Source organism: Mesorhizobium sp. M1328 (assembly GCF_040318075.1).
In the GTDB taxonomy this organism is placed as follows: Bacteria; Pseudomonadota; Alphaproteobacteria; order Rhizobiales; family Rhizobiaceae; genus Mesorhizobium.
This window is the reverse complement of record NZ_JAMYLO010000003.1, coordinates 261,489-278,740: the sequence shown is the minus strand read 5'-3', so window position 1 is coordinate 278,740 and position 17,252 is coordinate 261,489. Positions and strand designations below refer to the sequence as shown.

The window sequence follows — 17,252 nt, the reverse complement described above, 5'->3', positions numbered from 1 at the left end:
CCCACCCCTCGAGGGGGAGGGTTAGAGCTGCATTCTCAAATCGCCGCGGTAACAATAATCTCGACCAGATATTCCGGTCCGGCAAGCTTGGCTTCGCCCGTGGCGCGGGCCGGCGTGTTGCCCTGCGGTATCCACTTGTCCCACTCCGCGTTCATCTCGGCAAAGGTGCTCATGTCGGCCAGCCAGATGATCGCCTGCAGGATCTTGGTCTTGTCGGTGCCGGCCTTGGCCAGCAATTCGTCGATCGCCGCCAGAATGTCCCTTGTCTGGGCGCCGACGTTTCCGCCCGGCTTGCCGACCTGACCGGCCAGATAGACGGTGTTGCCGTGGATGACGATCTGGCTCATGCGCGGGCCCACATCGATGCGACGAATGCTCATTGGATATTCCTTCTCCTCTTGTCAGCTGCGCCTGTTTAGGGGCCGGGTTCGCCGGGGGCAAGGTCGCTCGAGCGGAACTTCTTGAGCCAAGCCAAAGCACACAATATGACGGCCCGGCCGCAATTCCGCCCGATTGGCTTGTTGACTAATGTAATAACATCACATATCGAATCCGCCCCTGCAGCACCGATCGTCGCCCCATGGATCGTCACATGAGCCAAACCTGCCTGACCTTCCGCGACCTGACGCTGGGCTACAACAGCCATCCGGCGATCCACCACCTCGATGGTACGATCCGCAAGGGATCGTTGACGGCGGTCGTCGGCGCCAACGGCTCCGGCAAGTCGACCCTGATGAAGGGCATCGTTGGCGTCCTGAAGCCGATGGCCGGCGCGGTGATCCGGGCGCCGGGCGTGCGTGCCGCCTATCTGCCGCAGCAATCGGAACTGGACCGCTCCTTTCCGGCCCGGGTCGTCGACCTGGTTTCGCTGGGCCTGTGGCCGCGGCGCGGTATGCTCGGCCGCTATACAAGGGAAGATCGCGACTCGGTCAGCAAGGCGCTGATGGCCGTCGGCCTCGGCGGCTTCGAGAAGCGCCCGATCGACACACTGTCGGGCGGCCAGCTGCAGCGCACGCTGTTTGCCCGCGTGCTGTTGCAGGATGCCGAGCTCATCCTGCTCGACGAGCCGTTCAACGCGGTCGACACGAAGACGGTCGGCGACCTGATCGCGCTGATCAAGCGCTGGCATGGCGAGGAGCGCACCATCATGGTGGTCGTCCACGATCTCGACCTGGTGCGGCAGAATTTCCCCGAAACACTGCTGCTGGCGCGCCAGCCGGTCGCCTGGGGCGAGACCAGGGAGACGCTGCGGCCGGAGAATCTGTTGCGTGCGCGCCGCTTCCACGAAGCCTGGGAGGACAACGCGCCATGGTGTGAGCCCGGCGAGCATGATCACGAGCACAGTGGCCACGAGCACTTGCACGACCATCATCACGGCTCCGGGCCGAGGGCGGCATGATGGACGTGCTTTACGGTCTTTTCGTCGCTCCTTTCGCCGACTACGCCTTCATGCAGCGGGCGCTCGCCGGTTCGATGATGCTGTCGCTCGGCGCCTGCCCGGTCGGCGTGTTCCTGATGCTGCGGCGCATGAGCCTGTCCGGCGACGCCATGGCGCATGCCATCCTGCCCGGTGCTGCCGCCGGCTTCCTGTTTTATGGCCTGGAAATCCTGCCGATGACCATCGGCGGACTGATCGCCGGCATCATCGTGGCGCTCGGCGCCGGTGCCGTCTCGCGCTTCACCATCCAGCGCGAGGACGCCTCGATGGCGGCCTTCTATCTGATTTCGCTGGCCATCGGCGTGCTTATGGTGTCGATCCGCGGCTCCAGCGTCGATCTCATGCATGTGCTGTTCGGTACGGTGCTGGCGCTCAACAACGAGGCGCTGACGCTGATCGGCGGCATCGTCGTGGTGACGCTGGCAAGCCTCGCCATCTTCTGGCGGGCGCTGGTCGCCGAATGCCTCGACCCCTTGTTCCTGCGCTCGGTCAGCCGGATGGGCAGCCCGGTGCATTTCATCTTTCTCGGCCTTGTCGTGCTCAACCTCGTCGGCGGCTTCCAGGCGCTCGGCACCTTGCTGTCGGTCGGGCTGATGATGCTGCCGGCGGCCGCCGCCCGTTTCTGGACCTCCCGCGTCGAGCCTATGTGCGTGCTGGCCACAGTGATCGGCTTTGCCTCCTGCATTGCCGGGCTGCTGTTGTCCTACCATGCGTCGCTGCCCTCCGGCCCGGCCATCATCCTGTCCGCCGGCGTCGTCTATTTCGCCTCGATCCTGTTCGGCACGCGCGGCATCCTGCGCGCCCGTATCGTCCACCACCGCCACAGAACCGCCTGATCCCAACAAAGGAGACCCGTCAATGCTGAAATCGATCCGCGCCGCCTTGGCCGTGAGCGTTATAACATTAACCGCCCTTGGCGCGTCGTCGGCCTTCGCTCAGCCGTTGAAAGTCGTCGCCAGCTTCACCATCATCGGAGACTTCGCCAAGAATGTCGGCGGCGATCGGATCGATCTGACCACCATCGTCGGGCCGGACGGCGACGCCCACGTCTACGAGCCGAGCCCCGCCGACGCGGTGGCGATGGCCAAGGCCGACATCGTGCTGGTCAACGGCCTGCATTTCGAAGGTTTCCTGCAGCGCCTGGTCGACGCCAGCGCCACCAAGGCCTCGATTGCCGTGCTGACCAAGGGCGTCACGCCGATCAATTTCAAACCCGAATTCGCCGAAGCCGACGCCGCCGAAGGCGCGGAAACCGATGGCGGCAAGACGGTCACCGATCCGCACGCCTTCCAGTCGATCGCCAATGCCAAGATCTATGTGAAGAACATCGCCGACGCCTTCTGCACGGCCGACGCTGCGGGTTGCGACAGCTACAAGGCCAATGCAGCCGCCTATACGCAAAAGCTCGATGCGCTTGAGGGCGAAGTGCAGGCGGCGATCCAGTCGATCCCGCAAGAGAAGCGCGTCGTCATCACCTCGCACGACGCCTTTGGCTATTTCGAAAAGGCCTACGGCTTGACCTTCCTGGCCCCGGAAGGCGTGTCGACCGAGTCGGAACCTTCCGCCGCCGACGTCGCCAAGCTGGTCAGCCAGATAAAGCAGGACAAGGCGGCGGCGATCTTTGTCGAGAACATCACCAACCCGCGGCTGATCGAGCAGATCGCCAGCGAGACCGGCATCAAGGTGGGCGGCACGCTCTATTCCGATGCGCTGTCGCAGCCCGACGGCCCGGCCTCGACCTATATCGACCTGATGCACAACAACATCGCCCAGATCAAAGGCGCGATCCTCGGCAGCTGAGCCGACCGATCCGGTTCATCCAGCCGGGCTGGCGCATGATGCGTCCTGGCGACATGCGGCGTTAGCCCGGCTGGATTTCCGGCATCGAAATCTCTATCTGCGCGGATGGATTTCTTTTCGCGCGGATTGCCGACCGGGTCAGGGAGTGGCAAGACTGCCGCTAACCAGATTGCGAGGACACCGCCATGGAATACCGTCAGATCAGCGAGGACTATTCGGTCTCGGGCCAGATCCAGCCAGAGGATGTCGCGACCATCAAGGCGGCCGGCTTCAAGAGCGTGATCTGCAACCGGCCGGACGACGAGCAGCCTGGACAGCCATCGGCCGACACCGTCAAGGCGGCGGTCGAGGGCGCCGGGCTCGCCTTCCGCTACATCCCCGTCATCAGCGGCCAGATCACGGCCGAGAATGTCGAGGACCAGGCCGAGGCGCTTGACGAACTCGAAGGCCCGGTCTTCGCCTATTGCCGTTCCGGCGCCCGCTGCACCAATCTCTATGGGCTGATCCAGCAGTCGAAGGGGTGAACGTTCGCGCCCCTCAGATCGGCAGCGCGCCGGTTTCCTTCAGCGTCTCCAGCACGATCGCCGTCTTCACGTGCTGCACCGATTCGTGCGGGAGAAGCACGCCGTTGACGAATTCCGACAGCGACTTCAGGTCGGGCGTCACGACTTTCAATATATAATCCATCTCGCCGGTCAGCGCGTGCGCTTCCTGCACTTGCGGCAGCCGCGCCACCAATTCGCCGAAACGCCGCGCATTGTCGCGGTTGTGGGTGGCGAGCGTCACCGAGATGACGTTGACCAGGGAAAAGCCGAGCTTGTCGCGGTCGAGCACCGCCCGGTAGCCCTTGATATAGCCGTCCTCCTCCAGCCGCTGGCGACGACGCGAGCATTGCGAAGCGGATAGGTTCACCCGTTCCGACAGATCGTTGTTGGTCAGCCGTGCATCGCCCTGCAGCAGAGCCATTATCTTGCGGTCAAACTGGTCGATGCGCGCCTCATCCATGAATTTCAGCTCCGCAGTGCACAACTCGCGCATGATCAGACCATTTCAAGCGTTTGAATGCAAGCAATTTGCATCCGCTCCGCGCTATGATTGCGCCCAGATACGGCCGACGCGGCCGATGCCAGATTTCGGAGCAATGCCATGGGTCCCTTCCCGCACGACGCACCGCCCGCCAAGATCAGCAAAGCCAATCCCGCCGGCACCGACGGCTTCGAATTCGTCGAATTCGCGCATGCCGAGCCGGAAAAACTCGCCGAGCTGTTCACCCGCATGGGTTATGTGCCGGTCGCCAAGCACCGCAGCAAGAACATCACCGTCTGGCGGCAGGGCGACATCAATTATGTCGTGAATGCCGAACCCGGCTCGCATGCCATGAAATTCGTCGACAAGCACGGGCCTTGCGCCGCCTCGATGGCATGGCGGGTGGTCGATGCCAGGCACGCCTTCGATCACGCTGTGGCCAAGGGCGCGACGCCCTATGAAGGTAACGACAAGACGCTCGACGTGCCGGCGATCGTCGGCATCGGTGGCTCGCTGCTCTATTTCATCGAAACGTACGGCGAGAAGGGCTCGGCCTATGACGCCGAGTTCGACTGGCTCAGCGAGCGCGATCCCAGGCCGGAAGGCGTCGGCTTCTATTATCTCGACCACCTGACCCACAATGTCTATCGCGGCCAGATGGACAAATGGTGGGATTTCTACCGCGACCTGTTCGGCTTCAAGCAGATCCATTTCTTCGACATCGACGGCAAGATCACCGGCCTGGTCAGCCGCGCCATCACCTCGCCCTGCGGCAAGATCCGCATCCCGCTGAACGAGTCCAAGGACGAGACCAGCCAGATCGCCGAATATCTGAAGAAGTATAATGGCGAGGGTATCCAGCACATCGCGGTCGGCACCGACGACATTTACGGCGCCACCGACAGGCTGGCCGCCAACGGCCTGAAGTTCATGCCGGGACCGCCCGAGACCTATTACGACATGTCCTTTGCCCGCGTGAACGGCCATGAAGAGCCGATCGATCGCATGAAGAAGCACGGTATCCTGATCGACGGCGAAGGCGTCGTCGACGGCGGCACGACCAAGATCCTGCTGCAGATCTTTTCGAAAGCCGTGATCGGCCCGATCTTCTTCGAGTTCATCCAGAGAAAGGGCGACGAAGGCTTTGGCGAGGGCAATTTCCGCGCCTTGTTCGAGTCGATCGAGCAGGACCAGATCAAGCGCGGCGTGCTGAAGGTGGACGGCAAGGCAGCGTAGCCAGCTCGGCCGAGATGCCTTGTGGTTTGATCAGTTATGACCTAAATTCTGGTCATAAGAGGTCTGACCATGAATGTTCCGATGGCAAAAGCGAAGGCCCAACTCTCCGAGTTGGTGAAACGTGCCCAGGCCGGCGAAGAGATCCATCTGACGCGGCATGGAGAGGTGGTGGCGACCTTGAGCGCGCCCACCCGGGCTGGCGGGAGCAAAGGCCTTTTTGGGGCCCTGAAAGGCCAAATTCGGATATCGGATGATTTTGATGAACTCGGTCCCGAATGGGACGAGTACATTAAATGAGCCGCCAATATCTGGTGGATACTCATATTCTGCTTTGGGTACTCAACGCGGATTCACGCCTTTCGGATCACCATCGCGACATCTTTCTTGCGGGCGAGGATGTGGTCGTCAGCGCCGTCTCGGTAGCAGAGATCGCCATTAAGAAATCGCTCGGCAAAGTCACGCTCACAGGCAACATCGTGGAAATCCTGCGATCGAACGGCATTCCGATCCTCAGTGTGAATGAACTACACGCAGCCAGGCTTGAGCATCTGCCGTTCCATCATCGCGATCCCTTCGACCGTCTGCTCATCGCACAGGCTCAAATTGAAGGTCTGACGGTGGTCACTGCGGATCGACATTTCTCAGCCTACGACGTCGCGTTGGTCTGATCATCCAGCTCCAGCCGCTCGACTTCGGCTTTCCTCAACTTCACATCGTAATCGAGGAAGAACTCGTCGAGTTGCGGCGGTTTCACCGAGGTGCCGGACAGCATCGCGTGCACCTGGCCGCGATGATGGATGTCGTGGATGAAGAGATGGGCGAGCAGGTCGCCGATCCGTTCCGGTATCATGCCGTCCTCGCGCCGGTCGGTGACGACGCGGCGATCGAGGTCGTCCGTCGACAGGCGGTCGCAAAAAGCGATCAGCCGCCGGTCGGCCTCCGTCCGCTTGCCAAAGAGCGCGTCCGCTTCGTCGAAGAGCAAGAACTCATCGTAGGCCGCGGCGCCGACGCCGCCCTCTTCGAGAAAATCGAGATAGAGATAATCGACGGCCAGGATGTGATTGAGCGTTGCCTTGATCGATGGGAAGAAGCTTATCCTTTCAGCCTCGAATTCGCCGGGCTCAAGCTGCAGCACGGCACGATAGAGCCGGTCGTTGGACCACAGATTGTTGCGCGCCATGCGGCGGAAATGGTTCAGCAGGTCCATGTTACACACCAGCCCAGGCAATCAAATTCACAGCGATACCGATAGCACCTATGGCTAGCAGACGAGCGATCATACCGCGGCGCAGCGCTTGCGTTTCAACATCGCTCGCAACATCCCGATTCATAGCGACGTCAGCAAGCTTCGGCCGATGCGCCACGCTACTGAAGTTACGCAGTCCTTCAGATCGATCCTCGACCTGACGGCAGAGCCGGATGGCCGAAATCAAAAGCCAGGCAGCAGCGATGCCAGAAATTCCCACAAACCAAAGGTAAGTAGCGGTGTAAGGCATCTTGGGTCCACCAGCGCTAGGAACGATTGATCACGCCGGTGACCGGACCAAAGACAAGCCTGCCCACATTAGCAGGAATCCAGCCAAAACAATCAGCAGCAGCCCGATCATGCGCCGCCGCATGGCCTGCGTTTCCTGGTCCAGCGCGACATTCGTGTTGGTGACGGTGTGAAACATCATCGCCTTGCGCGGAAAGCCGCTGCGGTTGGTCAGGTCGGGCGAGCGCGCCTCGATGCGATAGCTCAGGCGGATCGCCAGGATGAAGATCGCCAGCATGACAAGGGCCCAGACACCGCACAGCAGATAGAATGTCTCGCCCGTCATTCTCTTGCCCCCTCGTATTTCTCGACCTTCTGCTCGATGGCGCCGAAGATCGAATGCCCGCCCCTGTCCTTCATCTCGATGCGCACGGTATCACCAAAGCGCAGGAACGGCGTTTTCGGTTCGCCGGCTTCGATGGTCTCGATCATACGCAACTCGGCGATGCAGGAATAGCCGGCGCCGCCTGCCGAGACAGGCTTGCCCGGCCCGCCGTCGAGCTTGTTGGAGACGGTGCCCGAACCGACGATGGTGCCGGCAGCCAGTGGCCGCGTCCTGGCGGCATGAACAATCAACACCGGAAAGTCGAAGGTCATGTCGATGCCGGCGTTCGCCCGGCCGAACGGTTTGCCGTTGAGATCGACCAGCAGCGGCAGGCTGACCTTGCCGCCATCCCAGGCGTCGCCCAATTCGTCCGGCGTCACCGCTACCGGCGAAAAGGCCGATGACGGTTTCGACTGGAAGAAGCCGAACCCCTTGGCGAGCTCGGGTCCGGTCAGGCCGCGCAGCGTCACGTCGTTGACCAGCATGACCAGCCGGATCGCTGCCCGCGCCTCATCGAGGCCAGCACCCATTGGCACGTCGTCGACGATGACGGCGACCTCGCCTTCCATATCGATGCCAAGTGTCTCGTCGGTCATGCGGATTGGGTCGCGCGGTGCGAGGAAAGCGTCCGAGCCGCCCTGGTAGATCAGCGGATCGGTCCAGAAGCTTGCCGGCATCTCGGCGCCGCGCGCCTTCCGCACCAGCTCGACATGGTTCACATAGGCCGAGCCGTCGGCCCATTGGTAGGCACGCGGCAGCGGCGAATGAGCGTCATGCTCGTGAAAGCGGGCAGACGGCACCGCATTGTTCTCCAGCGATTCGGCCATGGCAGCGAGATGCGACGCGATGCGACGCCAGTCGTCGAGCGCCGCCTGCAGCGTCCGCACAAGGAACGACGCATCGGTAAACCGCGTCAGGTCACGCGAGACGACGACGAGCTTTCCATCGCGCGTCCCGTCCTTCAAGGTGGCAAGCTTCATGCGGTTTCCTCTCCTGGCGCAGCTTTGGTGCTGCTTAATTCCACAACAAGGCCGTCGCGGCCGATCGTCAAGTCGCCGGCCCATGTTTTCCTGACGGCGGCAATCCAGTCGGCTTCGCCGATCTCCGGATCGTCGGCGGGAATGAGGTGGTTGAGGACCAGTCTTTTGACGCCTGCATCACTGGCGATGCGGCCCGCTTCCTCGGCAAAGCTGTGGCTGGCAAGCAGGTGTTCCCTCAGCCTTGCGCCGTTGCCGGTCTTGGCGACCAACCGCTCGATGCCCTCTGCCAACATGGCCTCGTGGACCAGGACGTCGGCGCGTTGGGCGAAATCCGACAATGGCGGAAAGAATGCGGTGTCGGACGAGAAGACGATGCTTTGCACGGCTTGCTCGAAGCGCAGCGCAAAGCAGTCCGTCACCGGCGGATGATCGACGCGCAAGGCCGATATTTTGAGACCGCGCTCTTCGACTACTTTGCCTTCGCCAAACTCGACAATCGAGACCAGGTCGTGGAGATCCGGCCTGCCTTCGTCGGCGATGCGGATCTCGATGTCGAATTCCATTGCCTGGCAAAAGCGCTGCCAATAATGGCCGATGCCGGGCGGGCCGAAGACGCTGACCGCTGTCGCCAGGCCGGCCGTCCATGCAGTGTGGATCAATGGTCCGAGTTCCAGCACATGGTCTGAATGCAAATGCGTGATGAAGATCAGGTCGAGCGCCTTCAGGCTGACACCGGCATCGGTCAGCCCGCGCGTTATGCCCAGCCCGCAATCGACGACGAGGGTGCGGCCGCCAATCTCCAGCAGCGACGAACTCGGCCACGGTCCGCCCGGCCGGAGCGCCGGACCACCCTTCGAGCCAAGAAGCACCAGACGATCTGTCATGCGACGGCGCTCAAGACCAGTCGCCCTCGGGCGTGCCGTTGAAGCGTTTCTTCAGATCGGCCCAGCAGTCGATATAATTGTCCTGCCGGGTTTCGAGCTCGGCGCCATAGCGGGTCACCATCTGCGGAAAGCGTGTCTCGAACATGAAGGCCATGGTGTTGTCGAGCTTGACCGGTTTCAGCTCCGCGCGCGAGGCTTTTTCGAAGCCAGACGCATCGGGTCCGTGAGCCAGCATCATGTTGTGCAGACTGATGCCGCCGGGCACGAAGCCCTCTTCCTTGGCATCGTACTGACCATGAATCAGGCCCATGAACTCGCTCATGATGTTGCGGTGATACCAGGGCGGTCGGAACGTATCTTCGGCGACCAGCCAGCGCGGCGGGAAGAGGACGAAATCGATATTGGCGGTGCCTTTCTCGCCGCTCGGCGCGGTCAGCACGGTGAAGATCGACGGGTCGGGGTGGTCGAACAGAATCGCACCGACCGGCGAAAAGGTCGCAAGATCATATTTGTAGGGCGAATAATTGCCGTGCCACGCCACCACATCCAGCGGCGAATGGTCGATCTCGGTGACATGGAACTGGCCACACCATTTCGCGATCAGCCGGCACGGCGTCTCCTTGTCCTCGAACCAGGCACAGGGCGTCTTGAAATCGCGCGGATTGGCCAGGCAGTTGGCGCCGATCGGGCCGCGATCCGGCAGCGTCAGCTTGGCGCCGTAATTCTCGCAGACATAGCCGCGCACTTGCGGATCGACCAGTTCGACCTTGAAAACCAGGCCGCGCGGCAGCACGGCGATCTCGCCCGGCCTGAGGTCGATGACGCCCATCTCGGTGACGAAGCGCAAGGCTCCAACCTGTGGCACGACCAGCAACTCGCCGTCGGCATTGAAGAAATGGTCGTCGACCATCGAACGGTTGGCGACATAGATATGTGCCGCCATGCCGGTCTGGCCGAGCACGTCGCCGGCGGTGGTGATCGAGCGCATGCCGGCAATAAAATCGGTCGGCTCCTTCGGCATCGGCACTGGGCTCCAGCGGTACTGGCCGAGAGCGAGCTGGTGGTCGCCGACATTCGGCGCGCTCTTCCACAGCGGATAATTCGCCGGTTTGAAGCGGCCGGTGTGCCTGACGCTCGGCCTTATCCGATAAAGCCAGGAGCGCTCATTGGTGCCGCGCGGCGCGGTGAAAGGGGAGCCCGAAAGCTGCTCGGCATAAAGGCCGTAGGCCGGCCGCTGCGGCGAGTTTCGCCCTTGCGGCAGCGAGCCCGGCAATGTCTCTGTCTCGAAGTCGTTGCCGAAACCCGGCATGTAGGAATAGGCCATGGAATCCTCCCGAATTCATAGTCCCGGAGCATCGTCTACGCATTCCGAAAGATGCTCCGAGTTGACCAGAGTGGTTTCATTTGTAACCATCGAAAATGTAACCATCAATGGTGATTTCGGCGCGGGCCGCGAGCCTGCCCAGTGAAGGCCAAAATGGAACCCGAAATCCTCGAGCTGGAATCCTTCCTGCCTTATCGGCTCTACCGTCTTGCCGATGCCGTCAGCCGCGAATTCTCAAGAATATACAAGGACCGTCACGGCCTGACCCGGCCCGAATGGCGCACGCTTGCGGGACTTGGACAGCACGGCACGATGACGGCGACGGCACTCGGCGAGCAATCGGCCATGCACAAGACCAAGGTTTCGCGCGCGGTCGCCGAACTCGAGCGCCGCCGCTGGCTCATCCGGACGCCAGACGAAAAGGACCGCCGTGTCGAGCATCTGACGCTGACCAAGGCTGGCGTTGCCGCCTATCGCGAGATGGTGCCGCTGGCGAAAGCCTTCGAGCGGGAGTTGCTGGCAAGGCTGAGCGCAGATGAACGTATAGCAGTCGCGGAAGGGGTGGCCGCGCTTGAGACGGCTTTGTATGGGGATTAGGTCCTCAGCAACTTTTGATGCAGGCGGGACAGCACCCCCCTCTGGCCTGCCGGCCATCTCCCCCTCAAGGGGTGAGATTGGACGTCGCTTCGGCTTTCGCCAATCTCCAAAGAAGAGCGATGTCAGCGAAGCTGCTAATCTCCCCCCTTGAGGGGAGATGGCCGGCAGGCCAGAGGGGGGTGCTGTCCCGCCAACATTTCTGATCGTTACCAGTCCATCACCACCTTGCCGGAGTTACCGCTCTTCATTGCCTCGAAGCCGGAGATGTAGTCGTCGATGCCGATGCGGTGGGTGATCAGGCCACTGACATCGAGAGGACCTTGCACCAGCGCGATCATCTTGTACCAGGTCTCGAACATCTCGCGGCCGTAGATGCCCTTCAGATGCAGCATCTTGAAGATGACCTTGTTCCAGTCGATCTCGAAGCCGGTCGGCGCGATGCCGAGAATGGCGATCTTGCCGCCATTGTTCATGGTATCAATCATGTCGCGGAACGCAGGTGCGGCGCCAGACATTTCGAGGCCGACGTCGAAACCCTCGGTCATGCCGAGCGCCGGCATCACGTCGCGCAGCTTCTCCTTCGATGCATCGACGACATGCTGGACGCCGAGCTTTTTCGCCAGCGCCAGGCGCACCGGATTGATGTCGGTGATGACGACTTTTCGCGCCCCGACGCATTGGGCGACGAGCGCACCCATGATGCCGATCGGCCCGGCGCCGGTGACCAGCACGTCCTCGCCAACGAGATCAAAGGACAATGCGGTGTGAACCGCATTGCCGAGGGGATCGAAGATCGCGGCGATCTCGTCGGGCACGTCGTCGGGGATCGGCACCACATTGTGCTGCGGAATCGCAAGGTATTCGCCAAAGGCGCCAGGCCGGTTGACGCCGACGCCTAGCGTGTTGCGGCACAGATGCCCCCTGCCCGCCCGGCAGTTGCGGCAATGGCCGCAGACGATATGGCCTTCGCCGGAAACGCGCTGGCCGAGTTTGTACTCGGTCACCGCCGTGCCGAAATCGGCGACGGTTCCGACAAATTCGTGGCCGGTCACCATCGGAACCGGCACGGTCTTTTGTGCCCACTGGTCCCAATTGTAGATGTGGACGTCGGTGCCGCAGATCGCAGTCTTCCTGATCTTGATCAGCACGTCGTTCGGACCGATTTCCGGCACCGGCACTTGTTCCATCCAGATGCCCGGCTCGGCCTTGGCCTTGACCAGCGCCTTCATCATATTCGACATTCTTTTGTCCCCAGAACCTTAGTCGCTTGAATCTCTTGATCCGGAATCGCTTTTCGGTCCCGGCCGTTCAGGAAATCACGCCGAGTTCGCGACCGACTGCGGCGAACGCCTCAACCGCACGATCGATATCTGCGCTGGAATGGGCGGCCGACATCTGCGTGCGGATGCGCGCCTGGCCCTTCGGCACCACCGGGAAGGAAAAGCCGATGACATAGATGCCGCGCTTCAGCATGCGGGCCGCCATCTCCTGCGCCAGCGTCGCGTCGCCCAGCATCACCGGGATGATCGGATGGTCGGCGCCGGCCAGTGTAAAGCCGAGCCTGCCCATCTCGGAGCGAAACCGCGCTGCGTTGGCATATAGGCGCTGACGCAACGCGTCGCCATTGCGGATCAGTTCGAACACCCGGATCGAGGCGCCGGCGATCGCCGGCATCAGCGTGTTGGAAAAAAGATAGGGCCGCGAGCGCTGGCGCAGCCAGTCGACCACCTGCTTCCTGCCCGAAGTGTAGCCGCCGGACGCGCCACCCAATGCCTTGCCGAGCGTGCCGGTGATGATGTCCACTCTGCCCTCGACGCCACAATGTTCGGCCGAGCCACGGCCATTCCTGCCGACGAAACCAACTGCATGGCTGTCGTCGACCATGACCATCGCATCGTATTTGTCGGCGAGGTTGCAGACGCCTTTCAGATTGGCGACGATGCCATCCATCGAGAACACGCCGTCGGTGGCGATCAGCCGGAACCGGCAGTCGCGCGCCTCTTTCAACCGCGCTTCGAGATCGGCCATGTCGTTGTTGGCGTAGCGGAAGCGCTTTGCCTTCGACAGCCGTACCCCGTCGATGATCGAGGCGTGGTTCAGCGCATCGGAGATGACCGCATCCTCTTCGCCGAGCAGCGTCTCGAACAGGCCGCCATTGGCGTCGAAGCAGGAGCCGTAGAGGATGGTGTCCTCCATGCCGAGGAAATCAGAAATGGTCGCCTCGAGCTGCTTGTGTTCTTCCTGCGTGCCGCAGATGAAGCGCACCGACGCCATGCCGTAGCCGTAGCGGTCGAGTGCCTGCTTGGCCGCACCGCGCAGTTCGGCGCTGTCGGCGAGGCCGAGATAATTATTGGCGCAGAAATTCAGCACCTTCTCGCCACCGACCTCGATCTCGGCCGATTGGGTCGAGGTTATCACCCGCTCGGATTTGTAAAGGCCTGCCGTTTTCAGTCCTTCGAGCTCGCTGTCGATGTGGGAAAGGAATGCTTCGGTCATGATCGGGCCCTGTTGAGATCGACGAGGACTGTCGCGCCGCGCGGACGAAAAATCCATCGCAAAAGCGACCGCTTCGGTGGCGGCAATGGCACGTCAGAGGCAACGATGTTCGAATGCGGAGGTGCCGCGAAAGATTGCAATAACCACTTTGCGGATTTCCCGCCACGGTCGCCACCGCCGGCCTGCTGCCGTCCCAAACCTGTTAACACTTTGAAGCCAAAGGTTATCGCACAAGAATTCGTTGGCGAGAGGCCGCGTCAGAAAATGTCGCAGCAGCCGGTGCACGCCGTTTCGGGCAGGCTCATACTCCTCATCAAATCCGGATACTGGCTGGCTCTGCTGATCATAGCCGCCATGGTCATGGCCTCCTTCATCCTGCTGCAACAGGTGATGGCGACCCAACGGCACAATCAGGCGCTGCTCGATATCGTCAGCACACAAAAAGCCCTGTCGCAGCGCATCGTCTTTCTTGCCGGCGCGACAGGCAGCGCTCAGCGCGATAAACAGCGCGCTCTGGTTATCGCGCTCAAGCAAGCGACGGTGGAGTTCGAGAAGAATTACGATCTGCTGCTCGAGCGGACCGCCGCCGATCCGGTGTCGCCGGCAAGGTTCGATCCGAAATCGATCGAGAGCGTGCTTTTCGCCAAGCCGTACCATCTCGACTATTTCTCGGTTGGGCTTATCGCCAACGGCGAGCGCCTGATCTCTTCATTCGAATCGCGGCTCAACACGACCGGCAGCGGCGGCTACAAGGGCGGCGAGGAGCGCGTCAACCTGGACGCTTCCGTTGCCAATGCAACATTGTCGGGCTACGCAGCACTCGGCCAGCGCATCAGCGCCTACGCGGACCAGCGCTCCGAAAGGCTCCTCGATCTTCATCGCACATTGTTCTACTCGACCATCGGCGTCATCCTGCTGGTGGCACTTTTCATTTTCCGGCCGATGTCGAATGCCATCCTGCGCCGGACGCGCGAGCTGGTCGATGCGCGCAATTCCATGGCCTTTATTGCCGTACATGACGGGCTGACCGGCCTGCACGACCGCACTTTCCTGACCGATCATTTCGATACGTTCATCAGTTGTGCGCGGCGAAGGCGTGAACGGGTTGCCGTAGTGCAGTTCGACCTCGACCGGTTCAAGCAGATCAACGACGCGCTCGGCCACGCCGCCGGCGATTATGTGCTGGTGGTGGCCGCGCAGCGTATGCGCGATTCCTGCCGGACGTCGGATCTCAACGTGCGTCTCGGAGGCGACGAATTCGTCGTCGTCCTCAACGATGCCGGCAGCACCGAGGACATCGATATCGTCGCCAGGCGCATGCTGGCCAAACTCAATGAGCCGGTCATATTCCGAGGTACGACGATCCATCCGGGCGTAAGTGCCGGGATTGCGGTCTACCCGATCGATGCCGACAATGCGGAGGACCTGCTCGTCCATGCCGACCTGGCGCTGTATTCAGCCAAGAAGCAGGGCGGCGGCAGTTTGTCGTTCTTCTCCGATGAGCTGAGGCGCGAACTCGACAGTCGAAAGCAGCTCGAGCTCGACATCAGGGTCGCCATCTCTGAGAAGGCGTTCGAAGTCTATTTCCAGCCGCAGGTGTCGCTGTCGGACGGCGCCATCAGTGGTATCGAGGCTTTGGTTCGCTGGAGGCATGCCGAACGCGGCATGATCGCGCCGGGCGAGTTCATTCCAATCGCAGAAAAATGCGGCTTGATGTCCGAGATTGGCCGCATCGTCATTGCCAAAGCGATCGACGAAGCAGCCGAATGGAACCGCGCAGGCATCACCTTCGGACGGATCGCCGTCAACGTGTCCGGTTCGGAGCTGCGCGAGACAGATTTCGAAGTCTTCCTGTTCGATACGCTCGAGAGGGCCGGCCTGCCAGCGCACAAACTATCGCTGGAGATCGTCGAATCCGTCATTCTCGACGACGAGAAGACCGGTATCGCGGCAAAGCTGCGGCACATCCGCGCCGCCGGCATCCATCTTGAGCTTGATGATTTCGGCACCGGCTACGCATCGCTCAGCCATGTCAATCCAAACGAGATCGACCGGCTGAAGATCGACCGCCGTTTCGTCCAGAACATCAACGAGAACGGCGGCAACACCAAGATCGTGCGTGCCCTCACAGAACTCGCTCGTGGTCTCGGCATCTCGATCGTTGCCGAGGGCGCTGAAACCGAAGCCGAGCTCGACTCGCTGATGGCGATCGGCTGCGACCAGGTGCAAGGCTATTCCATCGCTTTCCCGATGCCCCCCGACAGGGTGCGCGAATGGTTGGTGGCACGGGCGCCCAAGAAGGCCAGGCTGACGGTGCTGCAGGGCAGCCGGGCGTAGATCCGTCATGGTCCGGCCTTGCGAACCGACCTGATAAGCCGAGGCGGAAGGTCATCCTCATCACCGGGAAATGCTGCCAGCAATTGTCCAAAGCTGGGCACACGCGGAGTCTTTCGTAGTCCTGAAACGACGAAATGACCGCCTGCTTGCGCCCAGGCCGGGTGATGACGGCCGGTTCTCCCGCGACGACCTCATCAAGCACCGCCGAGAGTGTAGCCCGGGCATCCTTCAGCGAAATTCGCGCAGGCCTTTGCTAGCCTTAATTTCTAACCCTCGACATTGGCCCGCAACGCGGCCAGCACCTCTGCAAACTCCGCCAGCCTGTCGTCGGACAGTCCTTTCCGCAGCCGCTTGTCGAAGGCTAACGCGGCGGTGCGCAATTTCAGGAACAATGCCTCTCCGGCTTGGGTCAGCTCCACCTGGTGAACCCGGCGGTTCTCGGGATCGCGGCGCCGCATCAGCAGGCCTTGCGTCTCCATGGCGTTGAGATGGTGGGTCAGCGTTGCGCCCCGAATGCCGATCATGCCGGCTAGCTCGCGTTGGTTGGCCAGCTCCCGCGACTTGACCGACAGCAAAGTGACCCAGACCGGCAGCGTGCCGCCGGCTTCGACCAAGGCAGCGTCGAACGCCTGCGCAACCAGCTTGGCGGTGCGGGCGAGATTCATCCCGATCGGCGGGCGGTCAAAGGGCGTCATGGTCCAACACTAGAACAAGGGCAAAGCCTATGGAACCGGCTCGAGCTTATGCGTTGACATCTAATCATTTGATATCTATCCATATGGTTAGCGGTGGGCAAGAGAGGAAATGCGGTCATGCAATATGTCTACATCATCGTCCTCGGCCTTCACGTCATGGCGGGCGTGTTCTGGGCCGGCACCACCATCGCGGTCGCCCGCGAACCGGAGATCAGGGCGGAACGTTTCTTCCGGCCGCAAATGGGCGCGGCCGGCGTGGTTTTCCTCACGGGTTTGCTGCTTTGGTATTTCTTCCACAACGGCTCTTTCGGCTCCATGGAGAAAGTCCTGGCGCTGGGCATCTTGACTGCGTTGATCGCCGCCGCGGTTCAGGGCGCACTGGTGGGTTCCGCCAGCAGGCAGCTGGCCGGCGCTGATGCGGCGAAGCAAACCCAGTTGCGCGCGAAGATGACAAAAGGCGAACGCATCGCCGGCGGGCTGCTGGTCATCACCGTGTTCTGCATGGCCACCGCCAGGATGTTTTGAGCGTCCTGCCGCAATCGCAAGATCGTACGGTGCCCGGCGATGGCCGGCGGCGTGC

General features: G+C 61.7%; 21 protein-coding genes and 1 pseudogene. 10 read left to right on the top strand and 12 right to left on the bottom strand.

What is annotated here, in order from left to right; translation table 11 throughout:
• Positions 1-35 precede the first annotated feature (35 nt).
• Entirely contained in the window at positions 36-380 is a 345-nt protein-coding gene (locus NKH23_RS09900) for a RidA family protein (protein ID WP_352714942.1), read from the bottom strand.
• Between the two features lie 212 nt (positions 381-592).
• On the opposite strand from NKH23_RS09900, the gene aztA reads away from it, so the two are divergent.
• From aztA to NKH23_RS09880, 4 genes are all read left to right on the top strand, one after another.
• Positions 593-1,399, top strand: coding sequence for a zinc ABC transporter ATP-binding protein AztA (gene aztA / locus NKH23_RS09895; protein WP_352911047.1), 807 nt, complete (start codon positions 593-595; stop codon positions 1,397-1,399).
• Positions 1,399-2,274, top strand: coding sequence for a zinc ABC transporter permease AztB (gene aztB / locus NKH23_RS09890; RefSeq protein ID WP_254817491.1), 876 nt, complete (start codon positions 1,399-1,401; stop codon positions 2,272-2,274). Before aztA ends, aztB begins: the two co-directional genes overlap by 1 nt.
• A 22-nt stretch (positions 2,275-2,296) precedes the next feature.
• Positions 2,297-3,238, top strand: a complete 942-nt coding sequence (gene aztC / locus NKH23_RS09885) for a zinc ABC transporter substrate-binding protein AztC (RefSeq protein WP_352911050.1) — start codon at positions 2,297-2,299, stop codon at positions 3,236-3,238.
• Positions 3,239-3,423: 185 nt separating this feature from the next.
• Complete coding sequence (locus NKH23_RS09880; RefSeq protein ID WP_023674411.1) at positions 3,424-3,762, top strand: protein tyrosine phosphatase family protein; 339 nt, start codon at positions 3,424-3,426, stop codon at positions 3,760-3,762.
• 13 nt (positions 3,763-3,775) lie between these two features.
• Here NKH23_RS09880 and NKH23_RS09875 read toward each other — a convergent pair whose 3' ends face one another.
• Positions 3,776-4,243: an Lrp/AsnC family transcriptional regulator gene (locus tag NKH23_RS09875; protein WP_023674409.1), complete on the bottom strand. Its 468-nt coding sequence runs from the start codon at positions 4,241-4,243 to the stop codon at positions 3,776-3,778.
• Between the two features lie 141 nt (positions 4,244-4,384).
• Between NKH23_RS09875 and hppD the strand changes: the two genes are divergently transcribed.
• From hppD to NKH23_RS09860, 3 genes are all read left to right on the top strand, one after another.
• Complete coding sequence (gene hppD / locus NKH23_RS09870) at positions 4,385-5,500, top strand: 4-hydroxyphenylpyruvate dioxygenase (RefSeq protein WP_353034612.1); 1,116 nt, start codon at positions 4,385-4,387, stop codon at positions 5,498-5,500.
• A gap of 69 nt (positions 5,501-5,569) precedes the next feature.
• Positions 5,570-5,797, top strand: coding sequence for a type II toxin-antitoxin system Phd/YefM family antitoxin (locus NKH23_RS09865; RefSeq protein ID WP_352662998.1), 228 nt, complete (start codon positions 5,570-5,572; stop codon positions 5,795-5,797).
• Entirely contained in the window at positions 5,794-6,168 is a 375-nt protein-coding gene (locus tag NKH23_RS09860) for a type II toxin-antitoxin system VapC family toxin (RefSeq protein WP_352911057.1), read from the top strand. The genes NKH23_RS09865 and NKH23_RS09860 overlap by 4 nt, the downstream gene beginning before the upstream one ends.
• Here NKH23_RS09860 and NKH23_RS09855 read toward each other — a convergent pair.
• From NKH23_RS09855 to hmgA, 6 genes are read right to left on the bottom strand one after another with little or no spacing between them, the layout of a single operon-like run.
• On the bottom strand, positions 6,147-6,707 hold the full coding sequence (locus NKH23_RS09855; protein WP_352911059.1) for a DinB family protein: 561 nt from the start codon (positions 6,705-6,707) through the stop codon (positions 6,147-6,149). The genes NKH23_RS09860 and NKH23_RS09855 overlap by 22 nt on opposite strands.
• 1 nt (position 6,708) lies before the next feature.
• A complete protein-coding gene (locus NKH23_RS09850; protein ID WP_352911062.1) occupies positions 6,709-6,996 on the bottom strand; it encodes a hypothetical protein in 288 nt (95 codons plus the stop codon).
• Between the two features lie 30 nt (positions 6,997-7,026).
• Positions 7,027-7,272 carry a hypothetical protein gene (locus tag NKH23_RS09845; protein WP_352911065.1) on the bottom strand — a complete coding sequence of 82 codons (246 nt, stop codon included), beginning with the start codon at positions 7,270-7,272 and terminating at the stop codon, positions 7,027-7,029.
• 44 nt (positions 7,273-7,316) lie between these two features.
• The gene (locus NKH23_RS09840) at positions 7,317-8,339 is read right to left on the bottom strand and encodes a fumarylacetoacetate hydrolase family protein (RefSeq protein WP_353034610.1); all 1,023 of its coding nucleotides are present in this window, start codon (positions 8,337-8,339) and stop codon (positions 7,317-7,319) included.
• Positions 8,336-9,223, bottom strand: coding sequence for an MBL fold metallo-hydrolase (locus tag NKH23_RS09835; protein WP_352911070.1), 888 nt, complete (start codon positions 9,221-9,223; stop codon positions 8,336-8,338). Before NKH23_RS09835 ends, NKH23_RS09840 begins: the two co-directional genes overlap by 4 nt.
• Positions 9,224-9,233: 10 nt before the next feature.
• Positions 9,234-10,547: a homogentisate 1,2-dioxygenase gene (hmgA, locus tag NKH23_RS09830; protein WP_352911072.1), complete on the bottom strand. Its 1,314-nt coding sequence runs from the start codon at positions 10,545-10,547 to the stop codon at positions 9,234-9,236.
• Positions 10,548-10,700: 153 nt separating this feature from the next.
• Between hmgA and NKH23_RS09825 the strand changes: the two genes are divergently transcribed.
• Positions 10,701-11,144, top strand: coding sequence for a MarR family winged helix-turn-helix transcriptional regulator (locus tag NKH23_RS09825; protein WP_352911075.1), 444 nt, complete (start codon positions 10,701-10,703; stop codon positions 11,142-11,144).
• A gap of 206 nt (positions 11,145-11,350) precedes the next feature.
• On the opposite strand, the gene tdh is transcribed toward NKH23_RS09825, so the two are convergent.
• Together tdh and NKH23_RS09815 are read right to left on the bottom strand one after the other, a co-directional pair.
• A complete protein-coding gene (gene tdh / locus NKH23_RS09820) occupies positions 11,351-12,385 on the bottom strand; it encodes an L-threonine 3-dehydrogenase (RefSeq protein WP_352911078.1) in 1,035 nt (344 codons plus the stop codon).
• A 67-nt stretch (positions 12,386-12,452) separates the two neighbouring features.
• Positions 12,453-13,640 carry a glycine C-acetyltransferase gene (locus tag NKH23_RS09815; protein ID WP_353034607.1) on the bottom strand — a complete coding sequence of 396 codons (1,188 nt, stop codon included), beginning with the start codon at positions 13,638-13,640 and terminating at the stop codon, positions 12,453-12,455.
• Positions 13,641-13,904: 264 nt separating this feature from the next.
• On the opposite strand from NKH23_RS09815, the gene NKH23_RS09810 reads away from it, so the two are divergent.
• Positions 13,905-15,977, top strand: a complete 2,073-nt coding sequence (locus NKH23_RS09810) for a putative bifunctional diguanylate cyclase/phosphodiesterase (RefSeq protein ID WP_352911081.1) — start codon at positions 13,905-13,907, stop codon at positions 15,975-15,977.
• A 5-nt stretch (positions 15,978-15,982) separates the two neighbouring features.
• Here NKH23_RS09810 and NKH23_RS09805 read toward each other — a convergent pair.
• Positions 15,983-16,215, bottom strand: a pseudogene (locus tag NKH23_RS09805) (type II toxin-antitoxin system Phd/YefM family antitoxin).
• A 28-nt stretch (positions 16,216-16,243) separates the two neighbouring features.
• A complete protein-coding gene (locus NKH23_RS09800) occupies positions 16,244-16,672 on the bottom strand; it encodes a MarR family winged helix-turn-helix transcriptional regulator (RefSeq protein WP_352714969.1) in 429 nt (142 codons plus the stop codon).
• 156 nt (positions 16,673-16,828) lie between these two features.
• On the opposite strand from NKH23_RS09800, the gene NKH23_RS09795 reads away from it, so the two are divergent.
• Positions 16,829-17,197 (top strand): hypothetical protein, encoded by a 369-nt coding sequence (locus NKH23_RS09795; protein WP_292656273.1) that lies wholly within the window; start codon positions 16,829-16,831, stop codon positions 17,195-17,197.
• Positions 17,198-17,252: the final 55 nt, after the last annotated feature.